The sequence below is a fragment of the Rhizobium sp. O111 genome (assembly GCF_055616315.1).
Map to the genome: position 1 here is coordinate 35,650 of NZ_JBSHXL010000004.1, position 19,924 is coordinate 55,573.

The window sequence follows — 19,924 nt, forward strand, 5'->3', positions numbered from 1 at the left end:
TTTCCCGCTTTCGCGGGCGCGGGCTCAGGAGAACGGGACCAATCTCAAGACCGGCGGTTTAAGCCAAAAGGAATCCCGGTCCGTTCACCTGGATCCGACAGGGCTGATCACACCCTGAGGATTAGAATTTGCTTTCGCAGCCGTTTCGCGTGTCAGGCGGCTTTCATGATTGCACCTTCGATCACAACGCCGGAGCTCACATATTTCCAGAGTGCAACGAGCAGCTTGCGGGCCAAAGCCACAATCATCGGCTTCTTCAGACGGCCGCCGTTGCGAGCGATACGCTCCTTAAACCAGCAGGTCAGTGCCGAACTCGGTTGATGCCGCAACCATAGCCAGGCGAGCTCGACCATTGTCGCTCGCAGTCGCGGATTTCCCGCCTTCGAGACCCCTTGTTCGCGATTGACATTGCCGCTTTGCCAAGGGGAGGGGGCGAGGCCAGCGTAGGAGGCGATTTGCCGTCGATTGTCGAAGTGTCGGAACAGACCTTCCGTGTAGAGTATCGTAGCAAACTCCGGACCAATTCCTCTTATGCCCAAAAGAGCGGTCGCGCCCACCGGCGTTTCCGGCGTCTCGTGGACGATCAAAGCATCTCGTTCTGCTTCTACGGCCTTGATTTGGGTGAGCAACAATTCGAGGCGATCAAGCTCTCTACAGATTTCCGCTTTCAAATGCTTTGCAAGCGGACGGCCATCTCCTGTTCGCAGCTCGTCCAGACGTTGCCGACGGTCGCGATTTAGAGGTTCGTATTCTCGTATTCCTTGCGTGAAGAGTAGCCCCTTGATGCGATTGACGTGGAAGACACGTTCGGCAACCAGTGTCTTTCGCTCCCGTCCGATCCGACGATTATCGTCCTCCTCAGGTGTGAGGAGCTTGACCATTGAGCACGCACGCGGCTCGCCACGTTTCCAAGCCATCAAGGCCCGGATCAGCGTTTCGCCGTCGATGCGATCCGTTTTTGCCCGGCGATGGCGGCGGGGCATGGCAATGGACGCGGCCTCTACAATGTGGCTCTCAATCCAGGTTTCCTTGCTTAGTACCCGTCCTAGCCAAAAGCCATCAAGTCCAGCCTCCTGGATCACCACCAGCGGGTACTGCTTCTCCTGACGCCGCTGGGCTTTTTGGCGAAGTGCGGCAAAACACGAGAATAATCCAGCGGTGTCGCCTCCTGCGACGGTATGGCGGGACATCTTCTCGCTTCCCGGCGACAAAGCCGTTACAAGCCACGTCGATTTGCTCAATTCCAACGAGACGAAAATTGCGCCAAGATCAACGGGGGTAGCGGTCTGTGCTTGAGTTCGATCTGCTGTTATCGGCATGATTGGCCTCCAGAGAGTTTTCTAGCGACCTCACTCTGCCACTGTGCAGGCCGCTACTCACCCCTGATGGGATCTCAAGGCGAAGAGGAACCAGATGTTGGCGCCCGCCTCTCTATCGGTATCGGGTAGAGGCAGATGGTACGGAGGGGCGGGATCCTACGCCTGCTCGGCATATCGGTCGATATTTGTGTCGAGAAGTTCCAGCAACTGGTCGCGTCCGGGATCACGAACAGCTCTTGCCCAGGCTGCGGCAAGAGGCAGTTTCCGGAGTGAAATGCCGCCAACCGTCATGAGGGGAACGAAGGTCACCCCGGATACCGCGAGTTTCGCGGTCCAGCGGGGGACGATGGCAGATCCGATACCTGCCGCAACGAGGTTGATAATCGTTTGTTTCTCGTCAGCAATCTGGGCGATGCGCGGGTGTAGTCCGGCGTCCTCGAAAAGTTTCATGGTCAGGTCATAGCTGTGCGGGCGAGAGCGACGCTCTGGAACGATGAGGGGCTCGTCGCGCAGTTCATCGACGGAGATCCGCTCGCGGGTCGCGAGCGGATGCGTGATAGGCAGTGCAATAACGGGTGTTTCCTGCGTGAGGGTGCGAATATCCAGGTTCCGGTTCAGTCCGTCTCGAGGTCGAATGAAGACGATATCCAAACGCCCGGCAATCAGTTTTGGAATGAGACGTATCGATTTGTCTTCGACAAGTTGCGTGATGATCCCGGGGCATCGCTCCCGAAAATCATGCAGCAGCGGCGGTATAAGACCTGCTGCAGCGCTGTCTATTGCACCTATGCGGAGCACGGTCGCCTGCTGAGTTTTCCTTGATCGAAACTCTTCCGCAAGTGTCTGGAGACGATGAAGAAGGGGCCTCACCTCCTCTAGCAGGGCGACTCCATCTTCGGTCAGGGCGACACTTCGGGTTGTCCGAGACATGAGGCGAGTGCCGAGCGACTCCTCCAACAGTCTTAAATGCCGTCCCAGCGATGCAGGTAGCATTCCCATTTTCTGCGCAGCCCTACCGAAATGCAGTTCTTCGGCCGCAGCGACGAAGCATTTTAATTGTTCCAGTTCCATGACATGCCCTTATATCATTTAATTATATAATTGAAGCATTGTCGCTTGGGAGAAAAGTACGAATTAACGTCCTCCCCAAAGGCGCAGGAGGTGCGCCCAACGGATCATTGGGAGGAGTTCGCTATGAACAGCGACCTGGAGACGCGCGTTCTGCGCAAAATCACTCTGCGCATCGTGCCATTTATTATGCTGCTTTATTTTGTAGCATTCCTGGACCGGGTGAATATCGGTTTCGCCGCATTGACCATGAATCAAGACCTCGGTTTTTCGTCGACCGTCTTCGGTATCGGAGCAGGCATCTTTTTCGTCGGCTACTTCCTGTTCGAAGTTCCGTCCAACCTCATTCTCAACAAAGTCGGTGCGCGCATCTGGATTGCCCGCGTCATGATCACCTGGGGGATCGTTTCCGGCCTTATGGCCTTTGTGCAGGGAACAACCAGTTTCTATGCTTTGCGCTTCCTGCTCGGCGTCGCCGAGGCAGGCTTTTTTCCCGGGATTATCCTCTACCTGAGCTTCTGGTTCCCGGCTCGTCGACGTGCGGCAGTGACCGCGATTTTCATGGCCGCAGCCCCGCTGTCGACCGTGCTCGGTTCGCCGATCTCCGGAGCGCTTATGGAGATGCATGGATTCCTCGGTCTTGCAGGCTGGCAATGGATGTTCCTGATTGAAGCCGCTCCTGCGGTCATCCTCGGCGTCGTCGTCCTCTTTTACCTGACCGACCGTCCGGAAAAAGCCAAGTGGCTCTCGGAAGATGAGCGCAACTGGCTTGTTAAGACTATGAACGCAGAGCAGGCCGCAAAGGGCAAGGCCAGCCACAGCATCCTGGCAGGGCTCGCCGACATCCGGGTCATCGCACTCGCCCTTGTCTATTTCGGCACGTCCGCCGGTCTTTACACCCTTGGCATCTGGGCGCCGCAGATCATCAAGGAGTTCGGCCTGTCATCCCTTCAGGTCGGCTTCATCAACGCGGTACCGGGCATCTTCGCAGTTGTTGCAATGGTTCTCTGGGCACGTCATTCCGACAAGACCGGTGAACGGACCTGGCATGTGGTCGGCGCTTGTCTGCTTGCGGCAGTCGGGCTTGCCTTTGCCACGGGTGCGACAAGCGTCTTGACCGTCCTTATTGCGCTGACGCTGGTTAATATCGGCATTAGCTGCTCGAAGCCGCCGCTCTGGAGCATGCCCACGCTCTTCCTGTCTGGACCAGCGGCTGCAGCCGGTATCGCTACCATCAACTCGGTCGGTAACCTGGGCGGCTTCGTCGGCCCCTCGATAATCGGCTGGATCAAGGACACTACGGGCAGCTTTGCGGGCGGGCTCTACTTCGTCGCCGGTCTGCTGGTCGTATCCGCGATCGTGACGCTCGTGTTGTCGCGCACCGCACCGGAAAACGGGGGCAAAGTCGCCCCGGTCCAACATCGTTAAATCTCAAAGTGGAGAAAAGACATGCGTGAATACAAGATTGCAGCGATCCCCGCGGATGGGATTGGCCCTGAGGTGATAGCGGCGGGTCTTCAGGTTCTGGAGGCGCTGGAACAGCGAAGCGGTGACTTCAGGATCCACTCCGAGACCTTCGACTGGGGTTCGGACTATTACAAGAAACATGGCGTAATGATGCCCGCCGACGGGCTGGAGAATCTGAAGAAGTTCGACGCGATCTTTTTCGGAGCAGTCGGCGCCCCGGACGTTCCCGACCATATCACGCTCTGGGGCCTGCGCCTGCCGATCTGCCAGGGGTTCGACCAATACGCCAATGTGCGCCCGACGAAGATCCTGCCCGGCATCACGCCGCCCTTGCGCAATTGCGGCCCAGGCGATCTCGACTGGGTGATCGTGCGGGAGAATTCCGAAGGCGAGTATTCCGGCCATGGCGGCCGCGCCCATAGGGGCCTGCCGGAAGAGGTCGGCACGGAAGTGGCGATCTTCACCCGCGTCGGCGTCACCCGCATCATGCGCTACGCCTTCAAGTTGGCCCAGGAGCGTCCACGCAAACTGCTGACCGTCGTCACCAAGTCGAACGCCCAGCGCCATGGCATGGTGATGTGGGACGAGATCGCCGCGGAGGTGTCGAAGGAATTCCCGGACGTCACCTGGGACAAGATGCTTGTCGATGCGATGACAGTGCGCATGACGCTGAAGCCGGATACGTTGGATACGATCGTGGCGACCAATCTGCATGCCGACATCCTGTCGGATCTGGCCGGTGCGCTGGCCGGCTCGCTCGGCGTCGCGCCGACCGCCAACATCGATCCGGAGCGTCGCTTCCCGTCGATGTTCGAACCGATCCACGGCTCGGCCTTCGACATCACCGGCAAGGGCATCGCCAACCCGATCGCCACCTTCTGGACGGCGGCGCAGATGCTTGAGCATCTCGGCGAACGCGAGGCCGCGGCGCGGCTGATGAGTGCCGTCGAGCGCGTGACCGAAGCAGGCATCCTGACCCCTGATGTCGGGGGCACCGCCAACACCAAACAGGTCACCGATGCCGTATGCAACGCAATCGCAGGGTCCAATATCTTGAAGATGGCCGCTGCAGAATGACCTGGAACGATGTGTCCGCTCGCCAGGTGCTGCGTCGAATTTTCGACGCAGCCGTTGCCAGCGCGGATCCGAAAATAGCTGTTGTCAACAACCTCCCAGAGCGTCCCAGAGGTCGCTGCGTTGTGGTGGGAGCGGGCAAGGCGTCGGCTGCTATGGCGGCCGCGGTCGACGCCGCCTGGCCCGATGTCGATCTCTCGGGCATCGTGGTCACTCGCTACGGCCACGCCGTTCCGGCGGGGCGCATCGAAATCCTGGAGGCCTCCCACCCCGTCCCGGATGAGATGAGCATCAAGGCTGCAGAGAAGATTTTCGCCGCCCTCCAGGGCCTTAGTCCGGACGATCTCGTGGTGGCTCTCATCTCCGGCGGCGGTTCGTCATTACTTGTCTCGCCTGCGGGCAAGATGACTTTGGCCGACAAACGAGCGGTCAATCAGGCGCTGCTTGCCAGCGGTGCCACCATCTCCGAGATGAATACCGTCCGCAAGCATCTTTCCACTATCAAGGGAGGACATCTGGCCCGCGCAGCACTGCCGGCAAAACTGGTGACACTGGTCATCTCCGACGTGCCGGGTGACGATCCATCGGAGATTGCCTCGGGTCCAACGGTCGCGGATCCTACCACTTTGGCAGACGCAGCAGCCATCGTCGCCCGCTACGGCATTGTCCTGCCCGATTCTGCGCGCGCAGTGCTGGCGCAAGGAAACGAGACACCGAAGGCAGGGGAGGTTGCAGGCAAGATTCGGCTGGTTGCTGCCCCCTCGATAGCGCTCGATGCGGCCGCCGCGGCCGCGCTGGAAGCCGGTTTGCGTCCACTGATCCTCGGAGATGCCCTGGAAGGTGAGGCTCGCGAAATGGGGCGTGTCATGGCAGGCATCGCACTCTCCGCCCGCGAGAAGGGCCTGCCTGTAGCAGCACCTGCCGTCATCCTGTCCGGTGGTGAGGGTACCGTTTCCCTTGGTGCCATGACCGAGGGGCGAGGTGGAAGAAATACGGAATTCCTTCTCAGCCTTGCTGTTGCCCTCAAGGGAGCTTCCGGCATCTGGGCCATCGCCGGTGACACCGATGGTATCGACGGTGTCGAGGATGCTGCGGGGGCGCTGGTCGCGCCGGACAGTCTTATCCGAATGCGTGATGCTGGTATCGATCCACGGGCGACCTTGTCTGCCCACGATAGTTACACGGCCTTCAAGGCCATCGGCGACCTGGTGGTCACAGGCCCAACGCTCACGAACGTCAACGACATCCGCGCAATTCTCATAGGTTAGGTTTGAACATGTTCATACGCAACAACCGGCGATCGAAGATCGTCGCGACGGTCGGACCGGCGTCAAGTTCGCCCGACATGCTTCGCTCGCTGTTTCTCGCCGGTGTCGATACGTTTCGCTTGAATTTCAGCCATGGTGCCCGGGCCGATCACGCGGAAGTCTACAGGAACATCCGAACTCTCGAGCAGGAGCATGATGCTGCTATCGCCGTGCTGCAGGATCTTCAGGGTCCGAAGATCCGGATCGGAGTTCTGGCACATGGCAGGCTCGATCTCGCACGTGGATCCACCATCGGATTTATCCTTGGCCGCGAGGGTGGCGACGGAATGAACGACATTCCGCTACCACATCAGGAAATCTTCGAGGTGGCGGTGCCCGGGATGGACCTCCTGATCGACGACGGTAGAATAAAAGTCCGGATCATGGAGGAGGTGGACGGGCGGCTTGTTTGCGAGGTCCTCAATGGAGGCGCCTTGTCGAACCGCAAGGGTGTCAACGTGCCCGGCGCTATCCTCGACATTTCCCCGCTCACGGTGAAAGATCGTGAGGACCTGGAATTCGGGCTCGAGCTTGGCGTCGATTGGGTCGCGCTTTCTTTTGTCCAGCGTGCACGCGACATGATGGAAGCCCGGTCCCTCGTTGGAGACAGGGCTGGCCTCATTGCTAAAATCGAGAAACCGTCTGCCTTCGATGACATCGACGATATTGTTAGGCTTTCGGACGGCATCATGGTTGCGCGAGGCGATCTCGGCGTCGAGATCCCGCCGGAGGATGTGCCGGGTAAACAGAAGGAAATCATCCGCGCATGCCGCCTAGCGGCCAAGCCGGTGATTGTTGCCACACAGATGCTCGACTCGATGGTCAGTTCGCCAACGCCGACGCGTGCTGAGGCCTCGGACGTTGCTGGTGCCATCTATGATGGGGCGGATGCGGTCATGCTTTCGGCTGAGTCCGCAACAGGCGCCTTTCCGGTGGAGGCGGTCGAAATGATGAACCGGATCATCGAGAAGACGGAGAAGCACAAGCACTACCGGCCGATCCTTGAGGCAACGGAGCCCGATGTCGCTCAATCACCGCCGCATGCGGTTGCCACTGCGGCCGCCAACGTTGCCGTGGCCCTGGGATCGCCGGTTGTGGTGGCCTATACATCGAGCGGAACAACCGCGGCCAGAATCTCGCGTGCTAGACCGGCATTGCCAATTCTGGCGCTCACTCCGTCCGAACAAGTCGCGCGCCGGCTCAACATGTTCTGGGGGGTGGTCGGCGTGCGATCACAAGATGTCCACACCTATGAGGCGTCGCTGCTTCATGCGCAACAGGCGGTGAAGGAAGCAAAGCTGGCAAGTCCCTCCGATCACATTGTCATCGTGGCGGGATTTCCATTCGCGCAAAGGGGCAGCACCAACAATCTCCGCGTTGTGCAGATCGCCGCAACCGACAACCTAGAGGTTGCGTAGATTGTATCGAGCGATAAGGGGGATGAGTGCGTCATGCGCGTGTTTGCGGTGCAGCCGTGCGGCGCGGCTTGCAGCATCCCCATCACCCTGCTCGATTGCCTCTATGATTTCCCGATGCTCACCGGCCGAGTGCAGCGGCAAGGGCCGTAGGTTGAGGGTGAACATGCGGGCGCGATGCAATTGATCGGCGACGGTCCCCGCCATCCGCATGAGGCGGCTGTTTCCGCTCTCAGTTACGAGGGTGTGATGAAAATCCTCATCGGCGACAGCCCATCGTGGAAGGTCATTGTCCGCCAATGCCTCAATCATCCGCTTCGTGGCGGCCTTCAGAAGCTGGATGACCGGTGCGCGTTCCTCTATCGGCAATCGGGCGAGCCGTGCCGCCGCTGCACCCTCGAGCGCGGTGATGACTTCGTAGATCTCTTCGATATCCGCGGGAGACAGGGCGCAGATGATGATGCCCTTCTTGGGAAGTATCCGGACCAGTCCGTCTTCCTGCAGTCGCGCCATGGCTTCGTGCACCGGGGTTCGGCTCATGCCGAGCTGACGTGCAATTTCAATTTCCGCGGCTTGATACCCGGGGGGAAAGGCGTTGGAGCGTATCGCATCCTTGATGGCTAGATAGGCGGCAGAAACCCTACCCGAACCGTTAATGTCGGAGTTTGCTGAATTCTGTTCTGTGGCCGGATCGCGTGGCGCGGCTCCGGGAATGTCGATCGTCTTGATCATGAACTGCCTGTCGCTGTGTCAAGGCTCGTTATAGCCGCTCTCTCGGAGCTTGACAAACCGGCGCGCATAAATAAATGTAAACTTGCATGCAAGCTAGCATGGAAAAGGATGTGGAGGCATCCTTCGCGATCTCAGGGAGGAAGCGCGATGAAAAAGGTACTGTTGTCCCTCACAGGTGTCCTGTTTGCCATGTCCAGCCATATGGTGCTGGCGCAGGAGAATTATCCTGATCGACCCATCACAATCGTGGTGCCTGCAGCCGCAGGTGGACCGAGTGATACCGTGGCGCGCCTGGTGGCACAGTCGATGTCCAAGACCCTTGGCCAGCAGGTGCTGATCGAAAACATGGGCGGCGCCGGCGGCTCTCTTGGTGCCGCAACAGTGGCGCAGGCCGACCCCGATGGCTACCGGTTGCTGCTCTACCATATCGGCGTAGCAACCTTCGCTGCACTTTACCCGAACCTGACCTACAAGCCGATCGAAGACTTTTCGAGCGTCGGGCTGATTACCGAGGTCCCGATGACGGTCGTCGGCAGGAAGGACTTCGAGCCGAAGACGTTCACCGATCTCGTTTCATATGTGAAGGCGAACGGGCCTGCCGTCACCTTCGGGACCGCCGGCACGGGTGCCGTTTCCGATCTCTGCGGCAGGTTGCTGCAGGATGCCCTCGACACCAAGATCACACTGGTACCTTACAAGGGCATGGGTCCCGCGATGACCGATCTCATCGGCGGCCGCATCGATCTCGCCTGCGACCAGACGACCAATACGATGACCCAGATCAAGGCCGGCGAAGTTCATCCCTATGCGATCACGACGAAAGCGCGGATCGGCGTTCTGCCGGATCTTCCGACCGTCGCGGAGAGCGGCCTGCAAGGGTTCGAACTCAGCGCCTGGCATGCGCTCTGGGCGCCCAAGGAAACGCCTGAAGCCATCCGCAACAAGCTCGCAGACGCGCTCCGCGCCGCACTCAAGGATCCGGTCGTGATCGAGCGTTTTGCAAGCCTTGGAACCGCACCAGTTTCGGAAGACCTAGCGACACCGGCGGCACTTGACCAGAAGTTCGTGTCTGAAGTCGAGCGACTGACGAAGCTGATCAACGAGAGCGGCAAGTAAGCTCAGTTGGGTCGGCGGCTGGCAATGCGCCGCCGACCCGTCACTCGTCATGACAACGAGCCATGAACCCGGCGCTTGATGCTGAGCGCGATATCCTCCAATAGGAGCTTCCCATGCGTGAATACAAGATTGCAGCGATCCCCGCGGATGGGATTGGCCCTGAGGTGATAGCGGCGGGTCTTCAGGTTCTGGAGGCGCTGGAACAGCGAAGCGGTGACTTCAGGATCCACTCCGAGACCTTCGACTGGGGTTCGGACTATTACAAGAAACATGGCGTAATGATGCCCGCCGACGGGCTGGAGAATCTGAAGAAGTTCGACGCGATCTTTTTCGGAGCAGTCGGCGCCCCGGACGTTCCCGACCATATCACGCTCTGGGGCCTGCGCCTGCCGATCTGCCAGGGGTTCGACCAATACGCCAATGTGCGCCCGACGAAGATCCTGCCCGGCATCACGCCGCCCTTGCGCAATTGCGGCCCAGGCGATCTCGACTGGGTGATCGTGCGGGAGAATTCCGAAGGCGAGTATTCCGGCCATGGCGGCCGCGCCCATAGGGGCCTGCCGGAAGAGGTCGGCACGGAAGTGGCGATCTTCACCCGCGTCGGCGTCACCCGCATCATGCGCTACGCCTTCAAGTTGGCCCAGGAGCGTCCACGCAAACTGCTGACCGTCGTCACCAAGTCGAACGCCCAGCGCCATGGCATGGTGATGTGGGACGAGATCGCCGCGGAGGTGTCGAAGGAATTCCCGGACGTCACCTGGGACAAGATGCTTGTCGATGCGATGACAGTGCGCATGACGCTGAAGCCGGATACGTTGGATACGATCGTGGCGACCAATCTGCATGCCGACATCCTGTCGGATCTGGCCGGTGCGCTGGCCGGCTCGCTCGGCGTCGCGCCGACCGCCAACATCGATCCGGAGCGTCGCTTCCCGTCGATGTTCGAACCGATCCACGGCTCGGCCTTCGACATCACCGGCAAGGGCATCGCCAACCCGATCGCCACCTTCTGGACGGCGGCGCAGATGCTTGAGCATCTCGGCGAACGCGAGGCCGCGGCGCGGCTGATGAGTGCCGTCGAGCGCGTGACCGAAGCAGGCATCCTGACCCCTGATGTCGGGGGCACCGCCAACACCAAACAGGTCACCGATGCCGTATGCAACGCAATCGCAGGGTCCAATATCATCTGAACGGGAGGAACCGTCAGAGGAGGCCAGAGGGAGGAGACCATGGCTACACTCGAAAAGCACACCCGGAGAAACCTGATTGCCGGTGGCATATTCATTGCTATCGCAGCCGCATTCGCTGCGCAGGGTCTGCGGTATGAGTTCGGGACCGCGACACAGATGGGGCCGGGCTTTTTTCCGGTCGTTCTAGCGTTCGTCTTGGCCGCACTGGGCAGCGTCATCTGCCTCGATGGTTTGCGCAGTGAACCGGAGCCAAACGATGGTGCCGTTGCCTGGCGTGGAATCGTCCTCATCTGTCTCGCACTTGCCATCTTTGCAGCCGGAGCCCGGGATCTTGGACTCGTACCCGTCGTCCTTCTTTGCACGTTCATGACAGCGCTCGCGTCTCGCCGAAACTCGCTGGTATCGGCGGCTATGATGGCCGCCGTCATCGCCACTCTTTGCTATCTGGTCTTTAAAGTGGGGTTGGCAATTTCCATCCCGGCTTTCGGGCCGGTCTTCGGACTTTGAGGTGCCAGCCATGATGGATCTTGTCTCGAATCTTGCCCTCGGCTTTGAAACGGCCCTCACGCCGATAAACATCGTCTGGTGTTTTGTTGGAGTGCTGCTCGGAACACTTGTTGGCGTTCTACCAGGTATCGGGCCGACGGCGACGATCGCAATGCTCTTGCCGATCACTTTCACCTTCTCGCCGGTCACGTCGCTGATCATGCTGTCGGGCATCTATTACGGCGCCCAATACGGTGGGTCCACGACGGCAATCCTCATTAACCTGCCCGGGGAGAGCTCTTCCGCCGTGACTGCGATCGATGGCTATCAGATGGCCCGAAAGGGGCGCGCTGGTCAAGCATTGGCAACTGCAGCGCTCGGATCGTTCTTCGCGGGCTGCGCCGCAACCTTATTGTTGGCAATCGCCGCTCCGCCGCTTGCTTCTATCGCGCTTGAATTTGGTGCACCGGAATATTTTGCCCTGATCGTTCTCGGGCTTCTCGTTTCGATCTCGCTCGCTCACGGTTCAGTGCTGAAGGCGCTGGGCATGATCGTAATCGGCTTGCTCCTTGGGACGGTAGGCCAGGACATCTATACGGGCGAGGAGCGCTTCACATTTGGTCGCCTGGAATTGTCACAGGGGATCAACTTCGTCTCGATTGCCGTCGGCATCTTCGGGGTCTCCGAAATCTTCCGCAACCTTCAGGCTGAACACACGCGCGAAGTCGGGGTAAAGCACGTCACGAACCTTTGGCTGACGAAAGATGATTTTCGGCGGATTATCGGCCCTGTCCTGCGGGGAACGGCGCTTGGCTCGCTTCTCGGCGTATTGCCGGGCGGCGGCCACGTACTGGCGTCCTTCGCCAGCTACTCGGCCGAAAAGAACCTGTCGAAAAATCCGTCAGAGTTCGGTCACGGTGCGATCGAGGGCGTGGCGGGCCCTGAAAGCGCCAACAACGCCGCGGCACAGACATCCTTTATTCCGTTGCTCACCCTCGGCATTCCGGCCCATCCGGTCATGGCACTCATCGTCGGCGCCTTCATCCTGCAGGGGATCACGCCCGGACCGGACGTCATTACGAGCCAGCCGGCGCTGTTCTGGGGTATCATTGCTTCGATGTGGATCGGCAATTTGCTGCTCGTCATCCTCAACCTGCCGCTGATCGGCCTGTGGGTGAAGATGCTGACCATCCCCTACCGTATGCTGTTCCCGGCCATCGTGATTTTTGCCTCGATCGGATGCTATTCGATCAACAACAATCCGTTTGACGTCTATGCGATCATCATCTCCGGCATACTCGGCTATGTCCTGATCCGTGTGGGCTGCGAACCAGCACCGCTTCTCTTGGGCTTCGTTCTTGGCCCTCTGCTCGAGGAGCATCTCCGTCGAGCGATGATCATCTCGCGCGGCGACGCGACGGTGTTCATCACAAACCCTATCGCGGCGTCGCTGCTCGGTATGGGTCTGGTCTGCGTATTCCTAGCGCTCCTACCGTCGATACGTTCCAAGCGCGATCAGGTGTTCGTGGAGGATGACTGATGCCGGACATTTTCATGTCCTCGGGCCCAAGGCGAGTTATCAAGTTATGGGTGGGGGAGCTACCTTCCTTAGTGAACGCCGAATGGTATGATTTCTCTTAGTTTCCATAATCGTGGCTATGCCGACGGCTTAAAGATTCAACGCCTTACATGTTGTGGGGAGTCATGGGTCGTAAGTTCGTATCTCATCAAGAGCTATATGCGGCCAGAAACCAACGGTCGAAAAAGTTTTGAGCAAGACCGAGCATCGAATCCGCGGAAACCGTGACCTGTGGGGGGCGCTACGTCGTAGAGGAGGAGATGTAAGAGCTTGCACAGGCTCGGATGGCTGTCGGCTTGATAGCTACTCAGCGTCCGACTTCCCAGCCTCCTTCCCCATCGCATCCGCGAACTTTCGCATCAACCGAACAAGATCGTCGATTTCCGCCGGCTCCCAATTCGCAAAAACACCAAGGGCGATCCTTTCTCGTGCAACATCGATCTTGTCGGTCATCGCCTTGCCCTTCGCCGTGACAACAACTTCATTTACGCGACGGTCAGCCGGGCTTTGCCTGCGTTCGGCAAGCCCGAGGCTCTCCAACTTCGCGACCTGGCGACTAACCGTGGTGTAGTCCCGCCCGACGCCGGCCGCCAATTCCACAATGCCGATCGGACCGCGCCGCTCGATCCCGACAAGGAGCGGGAATAGAGCTCGATCTAGGGCGATTCCTGCCTCCCGAACGAGCGCCTCGTCACGTTGGGGTCGGTTCATGAGCGTGACGATATCGATTAGCGAACCGTGCAGTTCACGGACCTTTTTGCTAATATGTGTAATTTGCACATTATTCCTTGACGGCATAGCGCTTCTCCTATTATGTGCATAATACACACATGGAGAACGACATGACAAACGAATTCGAAGCAGATGTGCTCATCTGCGGCGCGGGAGCGGCTGGCCTTACGCTAGCAATAGAACTGGCGCGGCGAGGGGTCTCTTTCCGCCTGATCGACAAGACGCGCGAACCGTTCCCGGGCTCGCGAGGCAAAGGCATTCAGCCAAGGACGCAAGAGGTCTTCGAGGATCTCGGTATCCTGGATAAGGTCGTCGCGGCGGGGGGCGTTTACCCAAGGATGCGCGAGTATCGCGACGACGGCAGCTTCATGGAGAAAGATTTTGGGGAGCGGGCTCAGGCGACACCCGCGGAGCCGTATCATATTCCGCTGATGATCCCGCAGTTTCTGACTGAGAAAATCATGCGGGACCGGCTGGCGGAGCTGGGTGGGCGGGTTGAGTTCGGAAGCGAGTTGACGGGCTTCGAGCACGATGGCGACGGAGTTACGGCGCGTCTTTCTGGTTCAGGCGGAGCGGAGACGGTTCGCGTACGCCATCTGATCGGCGCGGACGGAGGTCGCAGCTTCGTAAGACACGCACTTGGTATCGCGTTCCCCGGCAAAACCCTGGGCGTGCGCGCGATTGTCGCTGACGTTGGCCTGACCGGCCTAAGCCGTGATGTTTGGTGGCAGTTCAACACCGGTGACATGCAGCGGATGGTTGCCATCTGCCCGCTCATGGGTACCGATCTGTTCCAGATACAGGCGCCGGTCTCTGCGGATGGGGACCCGGACCTTTCAGCAAATGGTTTGGAAAAGCTGATCGTCGAGCGGACGGGCCGCAACGAGGTGAAGGTCCACGACGTCAGTTGGGCATCGGCCTACGCTATGAACGCCCGACTAGCCGACAGATACAGGGTCGATCGCGTATTCTTGGTGGGCGACGCTGCTCATATCCACCCGCCCACCGGCGGTCAGGGACTCAATACCAGCGTTCAAGATGCCTACAATCTCGGCTGGAAGCTCGCGGCCGCGCTTTGTGGAGCCGGCGATGAACTTCTCGACACCTACCAGGCCGAGCGCCGTCCTGTGGCGGAGGAGGTTCTGGGTCTGTCAAGTCGACTGCTCGAAGCGGGAAAGCATGGCGAGATCCGTCGCGGGCGCGAGGTGCAGCAGCTCGACATCGGATATCCGCAATCGCCTCTCGCCTTGCGCGCAGCAAGCCGCAACAGCGGTCTGCAGGCGGGCGATCGCGCACCGGACGCGCCCATTAAGGGGGCAGGAGGGCAGCCTTCGCGGCTCTTCAGCTTGTTCATCGGGCCGCATTGGACGCTGCTCGTAAACGGAGAATGGAGCGTGGCATCGCGGCCGGGATTGCATATCCACCGCCTCGGCCAGCGCGGCGACGTGCTCGATGCGTTCGGTCATATCCGAGCCGCGTACGGATTGGAGGCGGATGAGTGCGTCCTCATCAGACCAGACGGGTATGTCGGTGCGATTCTGGCTTTTGACGCGGAAGGCGTGGCGCAACTGGAAGCCTATCTCGAACGCGTGGGCTTGCCGTCAGGCGAGGCCGTATAGGGGGGGATGGAATATGACGACCAAACCGCAATTCGACATCAGTCCATCCAAGCCGCTCGATTGGCGGATCATCCTTCCGGTCTTTGCAATCGTCTGCGCGAACACCGCCGGCACCGCTTCCGTTTTGCCGGTTCTGCCCTTTCATGTCCGGGCAATGGGCGGCACACCGCTTGTTCTGGGCATAGTTATCGCCGCCGAGGCAGTCGGCCAATTCGCCTCTGCCCCTGCTCTTGGGCAGCTCTCGGATCGCTTCGGCCGGAGGAATGTCCTGCTGACGAGCCAGTGCGTTGCAGCGGCGAGCCTTGCGCTACTTGCAATCGCGCCGAGCGTTGCGTTCATCCTTATCGCTCGGGCACTCTTCGGACTTACCGGAGGCAACATCTCTGTCACTGCGGCCTATATTGCAGATCACACCGATGCCTCAAACCGCAGACGTGCCATGGGGATACTCATGGGCGGTGCGGGCCTCGGCGGCATCGTTGGCGCAGGGCTTTCAGGTTTCCTATCCGAGATGTCGCTGACAATTCCCGTCCTCGCCGCGCTTGGGTTGGTAGCCACGTCCATTGTCGTTACATCTCTTTGCTTGGATGGAGGGCGTCCAACAAAGACTGGAAAAGAGCGGCCGCACGATGGGCACATATCGCTCCGCGCGATCGCAGCGTCGCCTGTCGTTCGTGCTCTCGTCATCGTCATGCTATGCCACTTCTTCGCCTACGGGACATACATTTCGCAAATGCCGGTCTTCCTTGCGGAGACCTTTCAATGGCATGGTCATGCTTTCGGCGCGAAGGAATTGAGCTACCTCATCATGTTGGATGGTGCGGTCAATGTCTTTGCCCAGGTGTTCCTACTCGGCTGGCTCGGCAAACACCTTACCGAACGTGATCTGATCCTCCTGATATTCCTTCTGATTTGCTTGGGGTTCATCACCGCCGGTGTCGCTAACCGTATACCCGTGCTGGTCATCGCGGTTCTGTGTATCAGTACCGGCGATGCTCTTGCAAAGCCGACATATCTCGCAGCTCTTTCTACCCATGTGCCGTCCGAGCGGCAGGGCGTGGTTCTGGGTGCCGCCCAGTCCCTGCTCGCAGTAACAGATATTATCGCACCGGTCCTCGGTGGGTTCATCCTTGGATACGCGCTCTATAGCTTATGGATTGCCATTGCAGTAGCCGTGGCAATCGTCGGCGCACTCATAGCGGCGGCCCGGCTTCCGCGTCAGGGCGGCGCTGAAGCGTGACGATGCGCTCCATGCCGAGTTCCTGCGGGTTTAGCGCAAATGTCATTGCGCTATGTCTTCTCTTTTTCCTCAGCGGGTGTACGGCACCCGCTCGCCCGGTATACACCGCATCGCAAGCCGGGCGGGCACAAATCGTCGGCTTCGGAAATATAAGGGCTCATTTGGATGATCCGCGGCCCCCGGAGTCAGTGCACGCCTCCTGGCGCCCGGTTATCGGTAAACAAAAGCCGTCTATGCTCGCCATATCGGGCGGTGGCGCTGGAGGCGCGTTTTCTGTAGGAATTCTCTCCGCCTGGAGCGAACTCGGCAGCCGACCACAGTTCGAGGTGGTAACCGGTGTGAGCACAGGGGCCCTGATTGCGCCGTTCGCATTCCTGGGGCCCGCCTATGATGCGCGGCTGAGGCGCCTCTATCTTTCCAATGAAGCTCGTAGTCTTGTCGACATCAACTGGAGAGGGCTTGGCGTCCTCTCAGCAAGCCTCCTTCAGGGGGATGCTCTTCGAAAGATGGTCGAAGACAACATTACGGATGAAATCCTGCGCCAAATCGCGCGCGAACATCAAGCGGGACGCCGTCTCCTGGTCATGACCACAAACCTCGACACGCAGCGGGCCGTCGTCTGGAACATAGGCGCCATCGCGGATAGCGACAGCCAGGATGCTCTCGCTCTTGTGCGCCAAATACTAATCGCATCAGCAAGCGTTCCCGGCATCTTTCCGCCGGTTTCTATCCGGGCGATAGTGGATGGCAGGCAGATTCGTGAACTGCACTCTGACGGAGGCAGCTCGTCGCAGTTTCTGACATTGCCCGAACATCTGTTCGTCGCATCGGGTCAAGCAGGCAACGAGAACCTCCATATCTATGTGATCATCAACAACGCGCTCATTCCGGAGTTTTCGATGTCACCTGAACGGGCGTTGCCAATCATGGCACGAGCATACGCGATCCTCCTCAAGTCACAGACGAAGCAAGGGTTGATCGCCCTTTACAACTATGGACGGAGATCCGCCATTGATCTCAATATCGCGGCGATCGATGAGCAGGTGCCCTATTCCATGACCGACCCGCTGAACGGGAGCTACATGCGCACGGTGTATGACATCGGCTACCGAAAGACGGTCGACGGTAGTGTTTGGGCGCAGCGGCCAACGTTTCCAGGCTCGCAATGACACCAAGCGGGCCGAGAGAGTCTGCATTCCTGTTTAAAGGTTGCCGGAGATGTGAGCTGGGTCGGTGACCGGCCAAGATTAGTTCCCGCACCACGACACAGTCATGAACCATGTGCTGACCGGCGATGGGTCCTCCGTGCGGCCACGACACAGTAGGCTAATTTCACTAGCCGATGAGCGTCCGGCATCAGATGAACGAGTCGCTCACTTTCCAATTCCTGCTTGACAACCGCCTTTTCGTCTCAGCGAGCCTTTCTGCAGCAATAGTGGCCTAGATGAAGGCGGCGATGCCCCTTTTCCGAGTCTCCTGAATAGCCTACGCGGGGCCGCCGCGGGTAGCCATTTCCCGGGGGCCATTTCCCGGGACCATGGCTTCCGTCACGCCCGTCACGTCTCCGGCAGCCCCATCTTGTGCAGGACCGAACTTTGCGTTTTTATGCGCGACAATTTCTCTGCGCATGAAGAGATGAGCGCACCTGGAGCCTCGAACATTTGAAAAAGCCACAAAAGAACTTTGTCGTTGAGTACAAGGGTGCGCGTCGAAAACCCGTTCCGCAATCCAATTCGATCTGGGGAACGGTCGATTTGCGCCAATTCGCCGAGCACGATGGCAACTTACAGGCACCCGGGGCTGGCGCATCTCCCGCAGGCTCAGATGCAGCCGTAGACCGGCCACAGCGCGCACCCGCGTTGACAGCAGCTATTCAGCAATCGCCAACATCAAACTTTTTTCCGGAGGAACAAATGTCTGACGAAACAAACGTGCCCGAACCGACGTCCACCGAAGTCGAAACCGCTCTGCCGAAGATGCCGGAGCCCAGGAAGCGTGGCCCGCGTGCCAAGAACGCAGCGTCGGAAATTGCAACTTCGGATGCTTCGGTTGAAGCCCCGACCGTCAAGAAAGCTCGGGCGAAGAGGGGTAGCAAGAGCGTCGCAACCGAGATGAAGCCATCAGCTCGCCGAGGCGGACGCAAAGCCAAGGTTGCTGCCGGAGAGGTTGTCGAACCCGCCCAGCAGGCTGTCTCGCCTGTCACGGCTGCCGGTGAGGAAATGGAGGATCTGCTTCAGCTCGAGCAGGAAAATCAGCGACTGCGGAAGCTGCTTGCGGAAAAGCTCCGCACGGAGAACGCGGATCTTCGCAAACGCCTCGGCCTTGACTGAGGTGATGTCGGAGGATTGGTTGCTGCCAGGTCGGCCTTTCGCTTCAGCGCGATGGTGCTCGGCCGCTGCAACGGACATCTCCGTTTCCCGGCGGGTTACCGGAGCGTACGACAAGATGGGAGTTGAGAAGCGATGGTAAAGTCGCCTTGGAAACTTCTCACCGGATTGCTGTCTCGGGGCAAGACGGCTAATCAGCGTTATGTTGACCAGGCCAACCCCATCGAGGTTCTCAACGATGCTGAGAGGCCCGGAACTCGTTCCAACCCCTCTGAAACAGCGAACGAAGGCGAGCCCGCACCTGGGCAAGGATCATCGGCCGCATCGCTAGCTGGCAAGATCGAAACAGGCGATCGTCAGGAGCCATCGCCGACAATCGCGGCAGAGGTCGCTGACGGGACGCCGGCCGGAGAAGACCCCGCTTTGACCCCGGATCGTACTATTGGCACCGTGGGCGCCGAGCGTCGAGATCCGAAGCGCAAGGCGTTCCCAACGATCCGCCGAAAAACCAGGGCGAAGGTGCCGTGGCACACCAGGGATGCGGAGCTGGACATTGCTTTGGCGGATCGGCCTGGGCCAATCGAGGCAAATCCCGTGCAGGCACTGGACGGCGAGATCAGGGAGCTGCGGTCCCAACTGGCAGTGAAGCTCCGGCTTCAGAATGATCAACTGAGGCAATTGCTCAAGCGATTTGAACCGAAGTGATCCTTCTGTCGATGTGCGCGCTTACTGGACTTTGTCGGTCGGCACTCATCGCTGTTCCCGTGAAATGCTTCTACGGAGGAAGCATATGTGTCCACGCTCAGGGAGCGAATTGTAAGGGCGGCGGTTTAGATCCTTGTCAAGACCTCATGCTGCAGACACGATCCTTCTTGATCCACTTCGCGCCGAAAAATGAATGGATGGATCATCGATGTTCGCCAGCCTGATCGCGAGGATGGAAGGTGGCGCCTGCTCGAAGGCGTCCACACAGTGAGGGTCGAATTGCGTGCCGGCACGGCTAAAGACATGTGCGACGGCGCGCTCGATGGTTTAGGCCTCCTTGTAGGGGTAAGCCGTGGTCAGCGTGTTGAAATTGTCGGCGACGGCGACAACGCATCCTGAAGGCGGAATCGTTTCACCGACAAGGCGAAATGGAACCAACACCCAAAAACTGGGATCGCCGGGGAAGACGAGGCCGACCAGTCGCCCGAGCGCGCCGCCGAGAATAAGGAAACCAAACCGGTTCGCGCCCGACCAGACGACGTGCTGTC

Annotated in this window: 18 protein-coding genes; 13 read left to right on the forward strand and 5 right to left on the reverse strand. The window is 59.4% G+C overall.

Going from position 1 to position 19,924, the window contains the following annotated elements; all coding sequences use genetic code 11:
* Window positions 1-152: 152 nt before the first annotated feature.
* Together ACVTFQ_RS31710 and ACVTFQ_RS31715 are read right to left on the reverse strand one after the other, a co-directional pair.
* Window positions 153-1,319: an IS110 family RNA-guided transposase gene (locus ACVTFQ_RS31710; RefSeq protein WP_269703715.1), complete on the reverse strand. Its 1,167-nt coding sequence runs from the start codon at window positions 1,317-1,319 to the stop codon at window positions 153-155.
* A gap of 156 nt (window positions 1,320-1,475) precedes the next feature.
* Window positions 1,476-2,390, reverse strand: coding sequence for a LysR family transcriptional regulator (locus ACVTFQ_RS31715; protein WP_269703717.1), 915 nt, complete (start codon window positions 2,388-2,390; stop codon window positions 1,476-1,478).
* A gap of 123 nt (window positions 2,391-2,513) precedes the next feature.
* On the opposite strand from ACVTFQ_RS31715, the gene ACVTFQ_RS31720 reads away from it, so the two are divergent.
* Genes ACVTFQ_RS31720 through pyk form a run of 4 tightly spaced genes read left to right on the forward strand, consistent with a single transcriptional unit; the run spans window position 2,514 to window position 7,653 of the window.
* On the forward strand, window positions 2,514-3,815 hold the full coding sequence (locus ACVTFQ_RS31720) for an MFS transporter (RefSeq protein ID WP_269703719.1): 1,302 nt from the start codon (window positions 2,514-2,516) through the stop codon (window positions 3,813-3,815).
* Between the two features lie 21 nt (window positions 3,816-3,836).
* Window positions 3,837-4,931 (forward strand): tartrate dehydrogenase, encoded by a 1,095-nt coding sequence (locus tag ACVTFQ_RS31725; RefSeq protein ID WP_283159215.1) that lies wholly within the window; start codon window positions 3,837-3,839, stop codon window positions 4,929-4,931.
* Complete coding sequence (locus tag ACVTFQ_RS31730; RefSeq protein ID WP_269704323.1) at window positions 4,928-6,196, forward strand: glycerate kinase type-2 family protein; 1,269 nt, start codon at window positions 4,928-4,930, stop codon at window positions 6,194-6,196. Before ACVTFQ_RS31725 ends, ACVTFQ_RS31730 begins: the two co-directional genes overlap by 4 nt.
* A gap of 8 nt (window positions 6,197-6,204) precedes the next feature.
* Window positions 6,205-7,653, forward strand: coding sequence for a pyruvate kinase (pyk, locus tag ACVTFQ_RS31735; RefSeq protein WP_269704321.1), 1,449 nt, complete (start codon window positions 6,205-6,207; stop codon window positions 7,651-7,653).
* Here the strand turns inward: pyk and ACVTFQ_RS31740 are convergent.
* The gene (locus ACVTFQ_RS31740; RefSeq protein WP_269704319.1) at window positions 7,639-8,382 is read right to left on the reverse strand and encodes a GntR family transcriptional regulator; all 744 of its coding nucleotides are present in this window, start codon (window positions 8,380-8,382) and stop codon (window positions 7,639-7,641) included. The genes pyk and ACVTFQ_RS31740 overlap by 15 nt on opposite strands.
* A gap of 147 nt (window positions 8,383-8,529) precedes the next feature.
* On the opposite strand from ACVTFQ_RS31740, the gene ACVTFQ_RS31745 reads away from it, so the two are divergent.
* From ACVTFQ_RS31745 to ACVTFQ_RS31760, 4 genes are all read left to right on the forward strand, one after another.
* Window positions 8,530-9,498 carry a tripartite tricarboxylate transporter substrate binding protein BugD gene (locus ACVTFQ_RS31745; protein ID WP_269704317.1) on the forward strand — a complete coding sequence of 323 codons (969 nt, stop codon included), beginning with the start codon at window positions 8,530-8,532 and terminating at the stop codon, window positions 9,496-9,498.
* Between the two features lie 113 nt (window positions 9,499-9,611).
* A complete protein-coding gene (locus ACVTFQ_RS31750; RefSeq protein ID WP_283159216.1) occupies window positions 9,612-10,688 on the forward strand; it encodes a tartrate dehydrogenase in 1,077 nt (358 codons plus the stop codon).
* Window positions 10,689-10,727: 39 nt separating this feature from the next.
* The gene (locus ACVTFQ_RS31755; RefSeq protein WP_269703803.1) at window positions 10,728-11,195 is read left to right on the forward strand and encodes a tripartite tricarboxylate transporter TctB family protein; all 468 of its coding nucleotides are present in this window, start codon (window positions 10,728-10,730) and stop codon (window positions 11,193-11,195) included.
* A 13-nt stretch (window positions 11,196-11,208) separates the two neighbouring features.
* A complete protein-coding gene (locus ACVTFQ_RS31760; RefSeq protein ID WP_269703813.1) occupies window positions 11,209-12,714 on the forward strand; it encodes a tripartite tricarboxylate transporter permease in 1,506 nt (501 codons plus the stop codon).
* Between the two features lie 342 nt (window positions 12,715-13,056).
* On the opposite strand, the gene ACVTFQ_RS31765 is transcribed toward ACVTFQ_RS31760, so the two are convergent.
* Entirely contained in the window at window positions 13,057-13,551 is a 495-nt protein-coding gene (locus tag ACVTFQ_RS31765) for a MarR family winged helix-turn-helix transcriptional regulator (protein ID WP_269703801.1), read from the reverse strand.
* Between the two features lie 44 nt (window positions 13,552-13,595).
* On the opposite strand from ACVTFQ_RS31765, the gene ACVTFQ_RS31770 reads away from it, so the two are divergent.
* The 3 genes from ACVTFQ_RS31770 to ACVTFQ_RS31780 all read left to right on the forward strand — a co-directional run bounded on the left by ACVTFQ_RS31770 (window position 13,596) and on the right by ACVTFQ_RS31780 (window position 17,513).
* Window positions 13,596-15,104, forward strand: coding sequence for an FAD-dependent oxidoreductase (locus tag ACVTFQ_RS31770; RefSeq protein WP_269703799.1), 1,509 nt, complete (start codon window positions 13,596-13,598; stop codon window positions 15,102-15,104).
* A gap of 13 nt (window positions 15,105-15,117) precedes the next feature.
* Window positions 15,118-16,344, forward strand: coding sequence for an MFS transporter (locus ACVTFQ_RS31775; protein WP_269703797.1), 1,227 nt, complete (start codon window positions 15,118-15,120; stop codon window positions 16,342-16,344).
* Between the two features lie 233 nt (window positions 16,345-16,577).
* Entirely contained in the window at window positions 16,578-17,513 is a 936-nt protein-coding gene (locus ACVTFQ_RS31780; RefSeq protein WP_269703795.1) for a patatin-like phospholipase family protein, read from the forward strand.
* A 951-nt stretch (window positions 17,514-18,464) separates the two neighbouring features.
* Here the strand turns inward: ACVTFQ_RS31780 and ACVTFQ_RS31785 are convergent.
* Window positions 18,465-18,752 (reverse strand): hypothetical protein, encoded by a 288-nt coding sequence (locus ACVTFQ_RS31785; RefSeq protein WP_269703793.1) that lies wholly within the window; start codon window positions 18,750-18,752, stop codon window positions 18,465-18,467.
* 54 nt (window positions 18,753-18,806) lie between these two features.
* Here ACVTFQ_RS31785 and ACVTFQ_RS31790 point away from each other — a divergent pair, with 54 nt between their 5' ends.
* A complete protein-coding gene (locus tag ACVTFQ_RS31790; protein ID WP_269703791.1) occupies window positions 18,807-19,376 on the forward strand; it encodes a hypothetical protein in 570 nt (189 codons plus the stop codon).
* 189 nt (window positions 19,377-19,565) lie between these two features.
* Window positions 19,566-19,775, forward strand: coding sequence for a hypothetical protein (locus ACVTFQ_RS31795; protein ID WP_269703789.1), 210 nt, complete (start codon window positions 19,566-19,568; stop codon window positions 19,773-19,775).
* Window positions 19,776-19,924: the final 149 nt, after the last annotated feature.